Annotated in this window: 11 protein-coding genes and 1 pseudogene; 10 read left to right on the top strand and 2 right to left on the bottom strand. The window is 56.0% G+C overall.

What is annotated here, in order from left to right; genetic code table 11:
• Window positions 1-372 precede the first annotated feature (372 nt).
• The 4 genes from B5E84_RS12780 (at window position 373) to B5E84_RS12760 (ending at window position 5,833) form a co-directional block, all read left to right on the top strand.
• Entirely contained in the window at window positions 373-1,527 is a 1,155-nt protein-coding gene (locus B5E84_RS12780) for a 2-methylaconitate cis-trans isomerase PrpF family protein (protein ID WP_087223350.1), read from the top strand.
• Between the two features lie 43 nt (window positions 1,528-1,570).
• On the top strand, window positions 1,571-2,836 hold the full coding sequence (locus B5E84_RS12775) for an SLC13 family permease (protein WP_087223348.1): 1,266 nt from the start codon (window positions 1,571-1,573) through the stop codon (window positions 2,834-2,836).
• Window positions 2,837-3,161: 325 nt separating this feature from the next.
• The gene (locus tag B5E84_RS12765) at window positions 3,162-3,896 is read left to right on the top strand and encodes a hypothetical protein (protein WP_087223345.1); all 735 of its coding nucleotides are present in this window, start codon (window positions 3,162-3,164) and stop codon (window positions 3,894-3,896) included.
• A 14-nt stretch (window positions 3,897-3,910) separates the two neighbouring features.
• A complete protein-coding gene (locus tag B5E84_RS12760; protein WP_087223343.1) occupies window positions 3,911-5,833 on the top strand; it encodes a leucine-rich repeat domain-containing protein in 1,923 nt (640 codons plus the stop codon).
• A gap of 180 nt (window positions 5,834-6,013) precedes the next feature.
• Here B5E84_RS12760 and B5E84_RS12755 read toward each other — a convergent pair whose 3' ends face one another.
• Both B5E84_RS12755 and B5E84_RS21225 read right to left on the bottom strand, forming a co-directional pair.
• The gene (locus B5E84_RS12755) at window positions 6,014-6,661 is read right to left on the bottom strand and encodes an SPFH domain-containing protein (RefSeq protein WP_275533078.1); all 648 of its coding nucleotides are present in this window, start codon (window positions 6,659-6,661) and stop codon (window positions 6,014-6,016) included.
• An 80-nt stretch (window positions 6,662-6,741) separates the two neighbouring features.
• A pseudogene (locus B5E84_RS21225) lies at window positions 6,742-7,101 on the bottom strand (SPFH domain-containing protein); the annotation flags it as partial.
• 413 nt (window positions 7,102-7,514) lie between these two features.
• Between B5E84_RS21225 and B5E84_RS12745 the strand changes: the two are divergent.
• The 6 genes from B5E84_RS12745 (at window position 7,515) to mfd (ending at window position 17,329) form a co-directional block, all read left to right on the top strand.
• Window positions 7,515-9,008: a sensor histidine kinase gene (locus tag B5E84_RS12745; protein ID WP_087223338.1), complete on the top strand. Its 1,494-nt coding sequence runs from the start codon at window positions 7,515-7,517 to the stop codon at window positions 9,006-9,008.
• Window positions 9,005-9,694 (top strand): response regulator transcription factor, encoded by a 690-nt coding sequence (locus tag B5E84_RS12740; RefSeq protein WP_087223336.1) that lies wholly within the window; start codon window positions 9,005-9,007, stop codon window positions 9,692-9,694. Before B5E84_RS12745 ends, B5E84_RS12740 begins: the two co-directional genes overlap by 4 nt.
• 207 nt (window positions 9,695-9,901) lie before the next feature.
• Entirely contained in the window at window positions 9,902-11,404 is a 1,503-nt protein-coding gene (gene cls, locus B5E84_RS12735; RefSeq protein ID WP_087223334.1) for a cardiolipin synthase, read from the top strand.
• A 253-nt stretch (window positions 11,405-11,657) separates the two neighbouring features.
• Complete coding sequence (locus B5E84_RS12730) at window positions 11,658-12,854, top strand: M20 metallopeptidase family protein (RefSeq protein ID WP_087223332.1); 1,197 nt, start codon at window positions 11,658-11,660, stop codon at window positions 12,852-12,854.
• Window positions 12,855-13,196: 342 nt separating this feature from the next.
• A complete protein-coding gene (gene pth / locus B5E84_RS12725; protein WP_087223330.1) occupies window positions 13,197-13,763 on the top strand; it encodes an aminoacyl-tRNA hydrolase in 567 nt (188 codons plus the stop codon).
• An 11-nt stretch (window positions 13,764-13,774) separates the two neighbouring features.
• The gene (mfd, locus tag B5E84_RS12720) at window positions 13,775-17,329 is read left to right on the top strand and encodes a transcription-repair coupling factor (protein ID WP_087223328.1); all 3,555 of its coding nucleotides are present in this window, start codon (window positions 13,775-13,777) and stop codon (window positions 17,327-17,329) included.
• Window positions 17,330-17,335 lie beyond the last annotated feature (6 nt).

Genomic DNA, 17,335 nt, shown 5'->3' with positions numbered 1-17,335 from the left:
TATTATTATAGCCGGGCGGCGTAGAAATAGCAAGAAATGCCTGAAAATTATAAAAATCATTCTAAATTAGAATAATATGAAGAATGTTGGAAATCAGGCTTTTACGGCTTGTTTTTGTAAATATTTACTAAATAAAGGCACAGAAAATAGATAAGATCAACATAGAAATAGCTAAATAGAATAATAAAAATGAAATATATGAATTTTACGAATTAATCGAGTTGAGTTACAATAGGGCTAAAGATAGATCTGGCCAGTCTACTGCACAGCAACATGGAAAGGATGAAAGACATCCGCAATGAAAGGACAGGATTTGACCGTGTTTCCTTGCATAAATGGAAATGGAAAACGCGGCAGAGGGGAGGATTGACGATGACAGTAAAAAGCGGAACAGAGTTTCACATTCCGGCGGTGATCATGCGGGGCGGCACCAGCAAGGGGGTATATTTGCTGGAGAGCGACCTGCCGAAGGACCGGGAAACCTGGGACGAAATCCTTTTGAGAATGATGGGCAGTCCGGACAAAAAGCAGATCGACGGCCTGGGCGGTTCCCAGTCCGTCACCAGCAAGGTGGCGATCGTGGGGCCGTCCGCCAGAGGGGACGCGGACGTGGACTACACCTTCGCCCAGGTGTCCGTGGATAAGCCCATTGTGAGCTATAAGGGAAACTGCGGAAACATTTCCTCCGGCGTCGGGCCTTTTGCTATTGAAAAAGGACTGGTGCGGGCGGGGGACGGCATTACCACCGTAAGGATTTATAATACAAATACGGATAAAATCATCGCCGCCGATGTGGAGACGAAGGATGGAAAGGTGGTCTATGACGGGGATTTTTCCATCGCGGGAGTGCCGGGCACGGCATCCCCCATCCGGCTGAAATTTATCGAGCCGGCGGGGACTCTGGGACGGGGGCTGCTGCCCACGGGACGGGAGGTGGATGTCCTGGAGGTGCCGGGGTACGGCCCGGTGGAGGTCTCCATCGTGGACGCCGCCAATCCCCTGGTGTTTGCAAGGGCGAAGGACCTGGGACTCACTGGCCGGGAGCTGCCGGAGGAGATCAACGGGGACGAGGAAACGTCCGCTCTCCTGGAGGCGGTGAGAGGCCTGGCGGCTGTGAAACTGGGCCTTATTAAGGATTACCGGAACTCCGCCTGGGAGACTCCTGGAATTCCGAAAATGACCTTTGTGGCGGAGCCGGAGGACTATCAGGCGTCGGACGGGACGGTGATTAAGAAGGGGGAAATCGACCTTCTCTCCCGAATGATGTCCATGCAGAAGGCCCATCCCAGCTACGCTATGACAGGGGCCATGTGCACGGCGGCGGCCCTGGTGATTCCGGGGAGCGTGGTGAACCAGGTGTGCGGAGGGGAAACGGATCCTCAGTTTATCCGCATCGGCCATCCCGGGGGGATTCTGGAATGCGGCGTGGACTATGAGACGGAGGGGGGACTTCCGGCGATTCTGGACACTTTTGGATTTCGCACTGCCAACCTGATCATGGAGGGCGTGGCGAGAATTTCCCGTTGATGGGGACGGGGCAAATCGTTGACTGAAATGGAGGTATAGGAATATGAATGTTTCTGTTATTTCGCTGATTGTGTTGGCGGTGGTGGTGGCCATCGGCTTTATTAAAAAGGTAAACCTGGGGTTTCTCTCCATCGGCGTTGCCTTTATTCTGGGAACTTTGGGCGGGATGTCGGCAAAGGAGATCACTGCCGGGTTCAGCAGCTCCATGTTTGTGACCCTGGTGGGAGTCACCTTCCTGTTCGGCATGGCGTCCAACAACGGCACTCTGGACTTGTTTTCCAAAAAAGTGGTGGCCCTGGTGGGAAAGCGGACGGTGTTAATCCCCATTCTCATGTTTTTCCTGTCCGCGTTCATCTCCGCCATCGGACCGGGCCACATCGCGGCGGGCATCCTGATGACCACCTTTGCCATGTATCTGGCCTTTGAGATGGACATCAACCCCATGGCCACCGCCCTTTACGCCAAGCTGGGAGCCAACGCGGGCTGCGCGTCCATTCTTTCCATGACGGGCATTCTGGCGAAGAACCTGTCCGAGCCTCTGGGCTACAGCGGGTTCAGCCTGCACCTGTTTCTCACCACCCTGCTGTCCGGGTTTCTCTTTACGATGGTGGTCTATTTCCTTTACAAGGGTTACAAGGTAAAGGCGGACAACCCCTTAAAGCTGTCGGAGATTCCCAAATTTAACCGGGATCAGAAACTGACCATCGGGGCCATCGTGGTGATGGTGGTCTGCTGCATCGGGTTTAAGCTGGACACGGGCCTGTTCGCGTTCGCGGCGGCCGCCGTGCTGATCCTTCTGGGGGCAGTGGATGAGAAAAAGGCCATCAAGGGCATTCCCTGGGGCACTCTCGTATTTATCTGCGGCGTGGGCGTGCTGATCAACGTGATCGACACTCTGGGCGGGATTACCCTGGTGTCCGATTTCCTCACCGGGTTCATGAGCGAGAGCACGGCGGCCCCCATTCTGGCGGCTACTTCCGGCATTCTCTCCTGGGTGAGCTCCACCACAGGCGTGGTAATGCCCGCCATGTATCCCATCGCGGCGGAGGTGTGCGAGACCTTTGGAAGCAGCGTCCACTATGTGGAGCTGATCTCCGCCATCACCGCCACCTCCTTCGCGGCGGCCATCAGCCCGCTGTCCACCGGCGGCGCCATCATCATGTCCTCCTACTCCGCGGCCAGGGAGACCAGCACGGAGGAGTTAAATAAAATGTTCCGGACGCTGTTTTTGCTTTCCGTGGGAAATGTGTTTTTGAATGTGATTTTCTCTGCGCTGGGGCTTTTTAATCTGGGCGGGCTGTTTTACTAGGCGGAAACCGGAGGTCAAACGGGTAAAATATAATCTGATTCCGTCATTGGAAGTGAAAATGGGGCGGCTGTATCTTTGGGATATGGCCGCTCTTTTCGCGCTGTGGGAAACGGCATTTTCCGTGACGGGAAGGCATTTGGCGGGCTACGCGTCCGCGCGGGGCGGGCTGTCTGCCGGTGCGATCCGCGGTCCGTACTTTTTACATGGGCTGAGAAATGGCTGCAATGCCCGATTTCAGAGAATGACAGACAGGTTCTGTTCAAGGAGAGAAAAGTCTGGTATAATAGCCGCGGCATAATAAATTACTTGAAGGAGGAGCATCTTTATGCGAATGATTCCAAATGAGGCACAGAAGGCAAAAATGAGAAAGGACGGCAGTACCCTGAAGTATATGTACGGAGCGGTGGGGGCCGGGAGAGGCATTGCGGCCGGCGGCGTGACGCTGATGGTCTGCGGGGCGGCCTTGGCGGCGCTGGTGAGCTCCGCGGGAGCGGCCCAGGTGCTGGTGATGGGAGGAGCTGTGATCCTTCCGGGAGCGCTTTTGACCCTGTGGGGAACCGCGAAACAGAAGAAACGGGACGACGGCTGGGTGCAGGCCTACATGGCTGGCAGCGGCCTTTCCGAGACGGAGATCCGTCAGGCAGAGGCGGAGTTTGGAGAGCCGGAGTCCATGCTGTTGGGATTTGCCGGAACCGGAAAGCAGGATTTGAGAAAAGCCGGTTTCCTCACGGCCCACTATCTGAAACTGCCGGGTGCGGAGCCGCGGATTTACCGGGTTCAGGACCTGACTGCCTGTTTCTTTACGGAGAAATTTCTCTGCCCGGACGGCGGATACGCCAAAGCGGTGCTGCTTTATACCAGGGATCCGGAAGAATTCGCGTATTTTGAGGATGTGACGGAGAAGGCGGCAGGAGATATGATCCAGGCAGTGGCGGCCGCCAATCCGTCGGTGATCACCAGCCCCTATTTTATTTACGAGGATAGAGAGTACGACGCCGTAAATCAGAGAGAGGAGGTTGTGGCCCTTCACAACCGGATTATGGCCCAGGCGTCGGAATAGACGGGAGGCAGAGTATGAAGATAACGGAATTAAAGTGTACGGCCTGCGGCGGAACCCTGAAGGTGGATGAGAGAAATCCCCATGTGGCGGAGTGCGAATACTGCCATACCAGGTATACGCTGGAGGGAGAGCGGGGGCTGGTACAGCAGGCGCCCCGGATTGACTACACGCCCTATACGCCGAAAAAGGCGGAAAAAGCGGGACAGGAGTTTCAGGGAAAGAGCCGGAGCGCCGTTCTGATTCTCCTGGGGGTAGTGCTGCTTGGGGCTATGAGCAGCTGGGTGATTTTCAGCGGGCAGCAGGCGAAACAGCAGGAGGAAACCGCCATGGCCGCGGGAGCTTTGGCCGGAGCGGAGAATCCGGGGGCGTTATCTGAAGGTCCGGAAACAGGCGGGGACGTGGTTTCCGCCGCCCTGGCAGTCCTGAAGGAGGATCCGTTGATGGCCGCTTTCTGTGAGACGGTGTTTGAGAGGCCGGTGGAGGAGCTGAGGGCGGAAGATCTTTCCCAGATCCGCCAGCTTTCCATCCTGTCGGGGCTGGATACCAGAAGGGTGGGATACAGCATGGAGGAGCCGGGAGAGGATCCGGAGGAGCAGCTGATCTGGGAAGTGTTTTCCAGGGATGATTTTTCCGATGCGGATCTATCCTGCCTGCCAGCGTTTACAGGCCTCACCCGCCTGTGCGTCACCCAGCGTCTTCATGAGGGAGACCTGGCGGGTCTTCCCATCCGGAGCGTCCAGGGATATTTTGACAGTCTGGCGGAGGCGGCTGCCCTGGTGGATGACCCGGCCGGGCTGGAGGAAGTCAGCGCTGTGGGGAGCGCCTTTGATCTCACGGGCATCGAACAGCTGCCGGGATTAAAAAAACTGACGGTAAACGGGGAACTGGCGGATGGGAAAATGCTGGTTCAGGGCAAGGGAATCGAGTCTCTGGCGCTGAACGACCGGGAGCTGTCCATGGATTTTTCCGTGCTCGCTGCCATGCCGGAGCTGAGGGAGCTGTCCCTGGCCTCTGAAAATGTGCGGGACATCGGCTTTGTCTCCGGCATTTCAAAGCTTACCAGTTTAAGCCTTTCCAACGGGGCCATGCTGGAGCTTGGGGCGCTGAGGGGCTGTACCGGGCTGGAATCCCTTTCTCTGGAGAGCTGTGACGAGGTGAAGGATCTGTCGGCGGTGTCCGCTCTGACAGGCTTAAAGCGGCTCCATCTGGATCTGCCCTACGGCTGCCCGGAGCCGGATCTTTCCGGCCTCACCCAGATGGAGGAGCTGACGCTGGAAGGCTTTCAGGGAATGGATTTTCTGAGGAATATGGGCGGGCTTGTAAAACTGACCCTGGACGGCTGCCGGGTGTCAGACCTTTCCGTGTTTTCCGGCCTGACAGGGTTAAAATCCCTGACCTGCACCAGTTTCGGCCCGTCGGAATGGGATTACAGCTTTATTCCAGGGCTGACCTCCTTAGAGGAGGTGGATCTGTTTGGAACGTCCACTTACGGGGACCTTTCCGGAATCTTTCATCTGCCTGCGTTAAAACGCCTGAATATGGGAGGAATGAGCGGGGAGATCAATTTTGACAGAATCGGGGAAAACACGGTTTTGGAGGAACTAAACATAGACCACATGAAACTCTATAAAAATGTGTCAGTGACCGGCGGAGGCGGGATTTCCTATGTGAACTGGGACGATGTGAGCCTGGTGGATCATCTGGATTTCCTGAGCCGGTTAAAGGGCTTAAAGCGCCTTTCTATTCGGGAAAACGGGCTGACGGACTTATCCTTTGCGGAAAGTCTGGGAGCGCTGGAAACCATTGATTTTTCCGACAACTATGTGACGGACGTTTCACCCCTGGCGGCTTTGCGAAACCTCAGGCAGGTGACGGGAACGGACAATCCGGTGTCGAATTACGAAACCCTGGGCGCAGACGTGACCGTGGTGCGCTGACAGGACGGGAAAGGCCCCGGCGGAGGAGAAAAACCTCTGCCGGAGCCTTTTTTCGTGTAGTGGGAAACGGTGTTTCCTGGGGTATAAAAGCCTCCGGCGGGAGACACACTCCGCGCAGAGGAAGATGGCTGCTGGCGCAGCCGCGTTCCGGCGCACACTTTTTGTATGTACCTCCGGCGGTTACATCCGGCTTAAAACCTCTTTCTTTTTTTCGTCGTATTCGTCCTGTTCGATCAGCCCTGCGTCCAGCAGCTTTTTTAACTTGCTCAGCACCTCCACCGGATCCTCCTGGGAGGAGGAAATGGTGGGCTGGGCTGCTTTATCCGCCTGGGAAAAGAGCTGGTTTGCCATATCGCCGAACGCGTTTCCGGCGGCCATGCCCATTCCCATGCCGGCGGCCATGGCTCCTGCGGAACCGGAGCCGGGATTGCGGGCCAGCTCGCCTAGGATGTCCGCCGCTTTCTGACGGCCCCAGTCTCCGCCCAGAGCGTCCATGGCGGCCTTGTCTCCCCGCGCCAGGGTTTCCCGGTTCAGGGCGTCGATGTGGGACCGGTCCAGAGCATCGTATTTTCCCGTGTCAATGTCCAGGCCCGCCAGGGAGAAGTTTACGCATTTCAATCCGTAGTCGGAAATGGCCTCGTCGATATAGGGCTCAATCTGGGCGGAAATCTCGTCTAAAAAGGCGTCCAGGCCGATCAGTTCTTCCTGCCGGTTATTGAGGAACCGGGAAACGGCCGCCTTGATTTTACCCTGCAGCTCGCGGGAGAAATACTGCTCCAGATCCTCCTGGAGCTGAAAGGGGATATTGCTGCCCACAAGCCGCTCCAGAAATACGTCAGGAGCGGTGATCCGAACCTTGTAGGTTCCCCTGGCTCTGGCGGAGGTACGGATGCCCCACGCTTGTCCCGGACCTGGATGGGAGTCTCCGTGCCCCAGCGGATCTCCTGGCTGTCCGCTTTGCGCACAAAGTAGACGGCACAGTGAAAAACGCTGACCCCGCCGGAAAACAGGCTCTGAAGCCGTGTGAGAAAGGGGTAATTTCCGGTGGAGAGCTGATAGGTGCCGCTTTCAAATACCTCCACGCTTTTTCCGCCGGACACGAAGACAGCGCATTCTCCCGGCATGACGATCAGGGTGGAACCGGTGTTAAAGTCTTCCTCCGGCTGCCGCCAGAGCAGGAGCCCGCCGGGGCCGGTGTTTTTGATTACGTTTGTCCAGTGTTTCTTTCCCTGGGATCTGGCTTTTTCGCCGATTCCAAACAGTGCCATAGTATGGTACCTCCTTGCTGATTTCGTATGTCTTGTCGTTTCGCGGCTGGCCGCGGGACCATTCTCTGTTTCTGGAGTTATTTTACATGACGGGAGGGAGATTGTAAAGAAAAACGGGAGCGGGGAACGCGTGCAAAAAGAGGCTGCCGCATCGGCGCGGCAGCCTCTCTCTTTCCACGAAGAACGTCCCTTCGCGGATAAACTGAAGGAGAACCGACAGGATGGGGATTCCTGCCGGCCGGAAATGAAAAAGTGTATATGAAAAGGTATTTCCTTTTCATGGAAAAAGTATAGCGGGAAAATGTGAAAAAAAGGTGTCTTTTCTGTGAAATCACAAAGTTTAGAATACTTTTATAAATGGTCCGGTCAAAGTATGCTATAATCAGAGTATATGAAAGATCGGAGAATGAAATATGAAACTGAGAACCAGACTGGCCGTGTCCTTTCTGACGGTCACGGTGGTGCCCATGCTGCTGATTTTTATGGCCTTTATGGGCCTGAGCAGCTACTCCACCAGTGAGATCAGGAAAAATTACGGCCTTACGGATCAGGTGGAGGTGTTCTCCGCCAATTCCATGCAGATTTTTAACCGCCTGACGGAACCCAGCCGGGAGGAGATCCGAACTCAGATGGAGACGGATCCCGCGGTCTTTGAGGATCCGGCGTATTTGGATATATTGAATGAGGAAATGCTGAGCAAGTATGCCTACGTCATTGTGCGGAAGGACCACGAGGTCATCTACGAGGGGAATCCCCTTTCTGACAGCGAGGAATTTTACAGCCAGCTCCCTGCCTATGGAAACGGAGGCGTTGACATCGAGGGAGGCATCTATCTGGACGGGGACAGCCAGCACCTGCTCAAGCAGATGGATTTTGAATTTCCCGACGGCAGCAGGGGAAGTTTATTTCTGGTGTCCAAGGTGGACGAGCTCATCCCGGAGGTGAAGTCCATGCTGCGGGAAATGCTCATTTCCGGTATTTTGATCCTCTGCTTTACGGGAGTTGCCATGACGACCTGGGTGTACCGCTCCATTTTACAGCCCTTAAGCCAGCTGCAGCAGGCCACGAAGAACATCCGGGACGGCAATCTGGATTTTACCCTGGAGGTGGAGGACGAGGACGAGATCGGCCTCCTGTGCCAGGATTTTGAGCAAATGCGCATCCGGCTGAAGGAATCGGCGGAGGAAAAGGTCCAGTACGACAAGGAGAGCAAGGAGCTGATCAGCAACATTTCCCATGACTTAAAGACCCCCATCACCGCCATTAAGGGATATGTGGAGGGAATTATGGACGGGGTGGCATCCTCGCCGGAGAAGCTGGACAAGTATATCCGCACCATTTACAACAAGGCCAACGACATGGACCGGCTGATCGACGAGCTGACCTTCTACTCCAAGATTGACACCAACAAGATCCCTTATACCTACTCCAAGATCAACGTGGCGGAGTATTTCGGCGACTGCGTGGAGGAAGTGGGGCTGGATATGGAGGCCCGGGGGATTGAGCTGGGGTATTTTAACTACGTGGACAAGGATGTGATGGTCATCGCCGACGCGGAGCAGATGAAACGGGTGATCAACAACATCATCGGCAATTCCATCAAATACATGGACAAGAAAAAGGGAATCATCAACATCCGGATCCAGGATGTGGGCGATTTCATCCAGGTGGGCATCGAGGACAACGGCAGGGGGATCGCCGCCAGGGATCTTCCCAATATTTTCGACCGTTTCTACCGCACGGACGCCTCCAGGAATTCCTCCAAGGGAGGTAGCGGCATCGGGCTTTCCATTGTGAGGAAGATCATTGAGGATCACGGCGGGCGCATCTGGGCCACCAGCAAGGAAGGAGTGGGGACGGAGATCCATTTCGTCCTTAGAAAGTACCAGGAGGTAATACAGGAATGAGCAAAATTTTGATTATAGAGGATGAGGAGAGCATCGCGGAGCTGGAGAAGGATTATCTGGAGTTAAGCGGCTTTGAGGTGGAGATCGCCGGAGACGGGGACGTGGGCCTTAAGAAGGCTCTGGAGGAGGAGTTTGACCTGATTATCCTGGATTTGATGCTGCCGGGGACGGACGGGTTTGAGATCTGCAGGCGGGTGCGGGAGGTGAAAAATACTCCCATTATCATGGTGTCTGCCAAAAAGGAGGACATTGACAAAATCCGCGGCCTGGGCCTGGGGGCTGACGACTATATGACAAAGCCCTTCAGCCCCAGTGAGATGGTGGCCCGGGTGAAGGCGCACCTGGCCCGGTACGAGCGGCTGATCGGCAGCGGAGTTCCTGTCAATGACGTGATTGAGATCCGCGGGCTGAAAATCGACAAGACAGCCAGGCGGGTGTGGGTGAACGGGGAGGAGAAGAATTTTACCACCAAGGAATTTGACCTCTTGGCCTTCCTGGCACAGAACCCAAACCACGTGTTTACGAAGGAGGAACTGTTTTCCAAGATCTGGGATATGGAGTCTGTGGGGGATATTGCCACGGTGACGGTACATATCAAGAAGATCCGGGAAAAAATCGAGTTTAACACGGCGAAACCTCAGTATATTGAAACGATCTGGGGCGTGGGATACCGGTTTAAGGTGTGAGGAAATGGAGATGTGAGGAGACAGCGGCTGATGGGGCCGCTGTTTTTTGTTTAACAGGAATGCTCCGCGCGCGTTTCTGTTATCTTGGAGGAAATGGCCGTGGCTGTGAGGCTCTGGTTTCCTGCCGGTTTCCTGCCTTAGGACCGGCTTGCCGGGGCGGGGCGGCTGTGGTATGATGAAACCATTAAAAAGAAAGGGTGGTCGTGTATGGATACGGTTGTGGAAGATTTGCTGAAAATATGGGACTGGACACTGTCCAACCTGATCGTGATCAACCTGATTTTATCGGTGGTTATCGTCTTTTTCCAGCGGCGGGACCCGAAGGCGGTGTGGACGTGGCTGCTGGCGCTGTATTTTGTGCCGGTGTTTGGATTTTTGTTTTACCTCTTGCTCTGCCAGGATTTTCACAAGGACAAGATGTTCCGGGTGAAAGAGGTGGAGGACCGGCTGAACATTTCCGCCAGGAGCCAGGAAAACTACTTCAAGCACCATGAGATGAGCCTGGAGGAGCCCATGGAACGGGATTATAAGGATCTGGTCATCTACAATCTGGAGACCTCCGGGGCTGTGCTCACTTTAAACAACCATATCCGCATTTTTACAGATGGAAAGGAAAAGTTTGAGGATCTCCGCCGGGAGCTGCGGCGGGCGGAGCATTTTATCCATATCCAGTATTACATTATCAAAAATGACGAGGTGTTCGATTCCCTGATCCCCATTCTCCTGGAAAAGGTGAAGGAGGGGGTGGAGGTGCGAATCCTCTACGACGGCATGGGCGGCCGGTTTATGCCGAAGAAGAAATGGCAGGAGCTGGAGGCGGCCGGCGTGAAGGTGGGGGCCTTTTTCCCTGCCACCCTGGGACGTATCAACCTTCGCGTGAACTACCGCAATCACAGGAAAATCGTGGTAATCGACGGGAAAATCGGCTACGTGGGCGGTTTTAACATCGGAAAAGAGTACATTGGAAAGGATCCGAAGTTCGGATACTGGCGGGACACCCATCTGAAACTTTACGGCGACGCGGTGATCAGCCTGCAGGTGCGGTTTGCCCTGGACTGGAACTATGCCTGCCGGGAAAACCTCTTTAAGCACGCGGAGTATTTTGACATTCCCCGGCCGGTGGAGGAGGAGCGGAAACGGCTGCTGGAGGGCTTAAACCTGCCCTGCGGCATCCAGATCATCACCAGCGGCCCGGATGCCAGGGACCGGCAGATCCGCAACAACTATCTGGAACTGTTTCACAAGGCGAAAAAGCACATTTACATCCAGACGCCCTATTTTGTGCCGGACGACGCGGTGCTGTCCGCCCTGCAGGTGGCGGCCAAATCCGGCGTGGATGTGCGGCTGATGATCCCCTGCAAGCCGGATCACCCCTTTGTGTACTGGGCCTCTTATTCCTACGTGGGGGATCTGCTGGCGGCGGGGGCGAAGTGCTATACCTATGAAAACGGATTCCTCCACGCCAAGGGCGTCATGACCGACGGCCGCGTGTGCAGCTACGGCACCGCCAACATGGACATCCGCAGCTTTGAACTGAATTTTGAGGTGAACGCCGTGATTTACGACGAGGACACCACGGAGGCGCTGGAGAAGATCTTTTTGGAGGATCTGGAAAAGTGCCACGAGATCACCCTGGAGGAGTACCGGGAGCGTGCCCTGGTGATTCGGGTGAAGGAACAGTGCAGCAGGCTCTTGTCGCCGTTGCTGTGAGGGAGAGAAAGCGTCAGACTTTGGCTGAGGAGGGGGCTGGAGGGGGCGCTTTTTTACGCCTAATCGCCCCATTATTCAAGACAAAATGCACAATCCAACCTGACCAATTCTATCCATCATATACAAATCACACATAACCACCTTGACAATTAAGCAGCTTTATAATATAAATATAATCAGAACGAAACCAACAGAATCCGTTCCGTATCCCGGGACAGGAACGGCCCGATTTGTGTATTGAGGAGGAAATACGATGGATTTAAAGGAAAAAATCTTAAAGCTGGCGGATGAGTACGAGCCTTATATCATTGACTGTCGCAGGAAGGTTCACACCTTTGCGGAGGTGGCGATGAAGGAGAATAAGACTCACGCTTTCATTCTGGAGGAGGCTGAAAAGCTGGGCCTGCCCTGGGAGGAGGTGCCCACCACCAGCGTCATCGTAAAGCTGGACACGGGCCGGCCGGGAAATGTGGTAGCGCTGCGGGCGGATATTGACGCCCTGCCTCTGGAGGAGTCGGAGACGAATCTGGCAGGAGAAAGAACCTGCCGCTCGGAGCAGCCGGACACCTGCCACGCCTGCGGCCACGACGCCCACACGGCCATGCTGCTGGGGGCAATGCAGGTGCTCACCAGGATGAAGGATGAGCTTTGCGGAACGGTGCTGTTCTGCTTTGAGGAGGGAGAGGAGCCAAACAGCGGTGTGGATGCCCTGTTAAAAGCTCTGGAAAAATACCATGTGGACTATTGCTGGGCCATTCATGTGTACGCGGAGCTGGAGGAGGGAAAAATGTGCGTGGATCCCGGCGCCAGAATGGCCGGGGCGGTGCGCATTGACGTGACGTTCCACGGAAAGAGCGGCCATGGTTCCCGCCCGGATCTGGCGGCCAACCCCATTTTCTGCGGCGCGAACTTCTTAAACAACCTCTGTGTGGCTTTCGGAAACCAGGTGACGGCTGGAAAGACAGTGACGCTGGGGCTGACCATGTTCCACGGCGGCGACGCTACCAACGTGATCCCGGACAACGCCCGTATCCAGGGAACGTATCGGTTCTTTGACATGGAGGAAGGAAAGAAGTGCCTGGAGCTTACGAAAAAGGTGGCGGGAAACACCGCGGATATGCACAAATGCACGGCAGAGTTCGGCCCTGACTTTATCGGCGGCCCGACAGTGACCGATTCCGCCTGCGCCGCCATCGCGGACCGGGTGCTGAAGGAAGTGCTGCCGGAGGGAACGGTGGTATCCTGCGAGCCGTGGTACGCCGGCGAATCCTTCCGGCTTTGGCTGGAGCGCTACCCGGGCGTGTTCGCGTTCCTGGGCATTAAAAACGAGGCCGAGGGCTACGGAGCCCCCCACCACAACACGAAGTTTGACTTAAATGAGAAGGTGCTGAAAACGGGAGCCATTTCCACGGTGCGGTATGCGGTAGAGATGCTGGGGATGGAGCGGTGATGGATTTAGTATGAATGGTGTAGAAATATTATAGAAGACAGAAGGAATGGGCGCCTGTGCCGGGGGAGTGGCATGGGCGCCCTTTGTATCTCAGAACCCGCCCCTCTTTTGAGGAAAAGCCCCGACACGATTTTTGTAAAAACCTATTTCTCTCCTCGCATTTCTCTCCTCCTATCAAACCATTTGGCACAACCCCAAATCTATGCTATAATGACCTCTACCAGAGCGCGTCCCCGCGCTCCGACACCAGAAACCCAAAAAAGAACCGGGCTGCGCTTGCAGGCCGGGTAAAAGGCGCGGTCAAAACGGCCGCCGGATATTGTTTGAAACGGAGGGATCAAGATGTATTTAATCGTTGGACTTGGAAATCCTACCAGAGAATATGAGCACACCCGCCACAACGCCGGCTTTGACGCCGTGGATATGCTGGCGGACAGGTTAAATATTTCCGTGAAGGAGAAAAAGCACAAGGGATTGTGCGGAAAGGGAATGCTGGGGGCGGAGAAGGTCATTCTCCTGAAACCCCAGACCTACATGAACTTAAGCGGCGAGAGCGTGCGGGCGGCGGCGGATTTCTATAAGATTGATCATGAACATATTATAGTGATGTATGACGATATTGACCTGGACGTGGGAAAGCTGCGGGTGCGGGCCAAAGGCAGCGCCGGCGGCCACAACGGCATCAAAAACATCATCGCCCATCTGGGCACCCAGGAATTCCCCAGGGTGCGGATCGGCGTGGGCGCGAAACCGGACCGGATGGATCTGGCGGACTACGTGCTGGGCCGTTTCCCCCAGGTGGAGCAGTCCGTGATGGAGGACGCCTTTAAGGAGGCGGCGGAGGCGGCCGCGGCCATTGTGGAGGACGGCATCGACGCAGCCATGAACCGGTTCAACAGGAAGAAATAGCGGGGATAAACATGAGCGACGTATTTGAAAACCCTTTGTGGGAGCTGAAGGAATTTGAGGATCTGGACGCGGACTTAAAACGGGGAGAGGGGCCGGCTCAGGTGAGCGGCTGCATGGATTCCCAGAAGGTCCATCTGATGTACGAGGCGGCGAAGGGAACGCCGTGGAAACTGGTGGTCACCAGCGACGGGACGAAGGCCCAGGAGATCTACGACGATTTCCGGTATTTTCAGCCCAACACGTGGCTCTACCCGGCCAAGGACCTGCTGTTTTACAGCGCGGACATCCACGGAAACCTGATGGTAAAGCAGCGTTTGCAGGTACTCCGCCACCTCATCGAGGATCAGGGCGGCGTGGTGGTGACCACGGTGGACGGCCTCATGGACCGGCTCCTGCCGCTGAATGTACTCCATGAGCACACAATGTACGTACAGGTCGGACAAGAGCTGGATCTGGACGAGTGGAGAGAACGGCTGGTGGCTTTGGGCTACGAGCGCACTCCTCAGGTGGACGGCATGGGACAGTTTTCCATCCGCGGCGGCATCCTGGACATTTTCCCGCTGACGGAGGAAATGCCGGTGCGCGTCGAGCTCTTTGACACGGAGGTGGATTCCATCCGCACCTTCGACCTGGAAAGCCAGCGTTCCGTGGAGCAGATGGAGGAAATCACCATCTATCCGGCGGCGGAGATGGTGCTGGACAAAGAACGGTTAAAAAAGGGCGCGGACCGCATTGAAAAAGAGACGAAGAAACTGGTAAAAACCCTTCGGGAGCAGATGAAGACGGAGGAGAGCCACAGGCTCCGCTCGGTGACGGACGAGGTATTGGAAGGGCTGCGGGAGGGCTGGAAAACCCATGGGCTGGACAGCTACATCCAGTATTTCTACGGAGAAACCGTGTCCTTTCTCGACTATTTTCCGGCGGAAGGGACGGTCATTTTCCTGGATGAGCCGGCCAGGCTTCAGGAGAGAGGCGAGGCGGTGGAGCTGGAGTTTCGGGAGAGCATGGGCCACCGGCTGGAAAAAGGCTATCTGCTGCCGGGCCAGACCGACCTGCTCTGCGGCGTGAAGGAAGTGCTGGCCCGGGCCCAGACGAGACGGACGGTGTGCCTGACGGCCCTGGAGCAAAAGCTCCCCGGCATATCCATAAAGAAGAAATACCACATCAACGCCAGGAACATCCATTCCTACCAGACCAGCTTTGAAGTGCTGATCAAGGATTTAAAGCGGTGGAAAAAGGAAAAATACAGGATCATCCTCCTTTCCGGCTCCCGCACCAGGGCCAGCCGCCTGGCGGGAGACCTGCGGGAGTACGAGCTTTCCGCCTTCTGTCCCGACGACGGGGAGCGGAAGGTGCAGCCGGGGGAGATTCTGGTGACCTATGGAAACCTCCACCGCGGCTTTGAGTACCCCATGATCAAGTTCATCGTCCTCACCGAGGGCGATATGTTCGGCGCGGAAAAGAAGAAAAAACGGCGGAAAAAGACGGCCTATGAGGGCCGCCGCATCCAGAGCTTTTCCGAGTTAAGCGTGGGCGATTACGTGGTGCACGAGGATCACGGCCTGGGCATTTACCGGGGAATTGAGAAGATCGAGCGGGATAGGGTGGTCAAGGATTACATCAAGATCGAGTACGGCGACGGCGGAAACCTCTACCTGCCTGCCACCCGCCTGGAGGGCATCCAGAAATACGCCGGCTCCGACGCCAAGGCCCCCAAATTAAACAAGCTGGGGGGCGAGCAGTGGACCAAGACCAAAACCAGGGTCAAGGGAGCTGTAAAGGAGATCGCGAAGGACCTGGTAAAGCTCTACGCCGCCAGGCAGAATTCCTCCGGTTTCCAGTGCGGCCCGGATACGGTGTGGCAGCGGGAGTTTGAGGAAATGTTTCCCTACGAGGAGACGGACGACCAGCTGGAGGCCATCGAGGCCACGAAACGGGACATGGAGAGCCGCAAGATCATGGACCGCTTAATCTGCGGCGACGTGGGGTACGGAAAGACGGAAATTGCCCTGCGGGCAGCCTTTAAGGCGGTTCAGGAGAGCCGGCAGGTGGTGTATCTGGTGCCCACCACCATTCTGGCCCAGCAGCACTACAACACCTTCGTGCAGCGGATGAAGGATTTTCCCGTGCGGGTGGATTTAATGTCCCGTTTCCGCACGGCGGCGGAGCAGAAAAAGACCCTGGAGGATCTGAAAAAAGGCATGGTGGACGTGCTCATCGGCACCCACCGGGTTCTCTCCAAGGACGTGCAGTTTAAAAATCTGGGCCTTCTCATCATCGACGAGGAGCAGCGGTTCGGCGTAGCCCACAAAGAAAAGATCAAGCAGTTAAAGGAAAACGTGGACGTACTCACCCTCACGGCCACCCCCATTCCCAGGACGCTTCACATGAGCCTCATCGGAATCCGGGATATGAGCGTGCTGGAGGAGCCGCCGGTGGACCGGGTGCCCATCCAGACCTATGTGATGGAGTACAACGACGAGATGGTGCGGGAGGCGATCCAGAGGGAAATGGCCCGGGGCGGTCAGGTGTACTATGTATACAACCGCGTCAACGACATTGCTGAGGTGGCCAACCACGTGGCGAAGCTGGTGCCGGAGGCGAATGTGGTATTCGCCCACGGCCAGATGCACGAGCGGGAGCTGGAAAAGATCATGCTGGACTTTGTGGACGGGGAGATCGACGTGCTGGTCTCCACCACCATCATTGAAACGGGCCTGGACATTTCCAACGCCAACACCATGATCATCCACGACGCGGACCGGCTGGGCCTTTCCCAGCTCTATCAGCTTAGGGGCCGTGTGGGCCGTTCCAACCGCACTGCCTACGCCTTTCTCATGTACCGCCGGGATAAGCTGCTGCGGGAGGACGCGGAGAAACGGCTCCAGGCCATCCGGGAGTTTACGGAGCTGGGCTCCGGCATCAAGATAGCCATGCGGGATCTGGAGATCCGCGGCGCGGGAAACATCCTGGGGGCGGAGCAGCACGGCCACATGGAGGCGGTGGGCTACGACCTCTATTGCAAGCTGTTAAACCAGGCAGTGCAGGCCTTAAAGGGGGAAAAACCGGAGGAGGAAGAATACGAGACGGTGGTGGACTGCGACATCGACGCCTATATTCCCCCTTCTTATATTAAAAATGAGTATCAAAAGCTGGACATCTACAAACGGATTTCTGGCATTGAGAATGAGGATGAATACATGGATATGCAGGATGAGCTCATGGACCGGTTCGGGGACATTCCCAAGGCGGTGGAGAATCTCCTGCGGATTGCGGCCTTAAAGGCCATGGCCCACAACGCCTACGTGACGGAGGTTTATGTAAACCGGCAGGAGGCGCGGCTCACCATGTATCCCAAAGCGCGGCTGCGGGTGGAAGGGATCCCGGAGCTGGTGGCAAAATACAGGGGGGATTTGAAATTTCAGGCAGGCGATGCCCCGGTGTTCCACTTCATCGACCAGAGGAACAAAAACCGGGACTGCGACCCCATGATAGAGAAAACAAAGATCCTGCTAAGCGAGCTGTCCGTCCTGGTGGAACGGCCGGAAACCGCGGAGCAGGAATAGGAAGGA

It is taken from the genome of Lachnoclostridium sp. An14 (genome assembly GCF_002160755.1).
GTDB lineage: Bacteria > Bacillota > Clostridia > Lachnospirales > Lachnospiraceae > Lachnoclostridium_A.
This window is presented reverse-complemented; position numbering and strand designations above follow the sequence as displayed.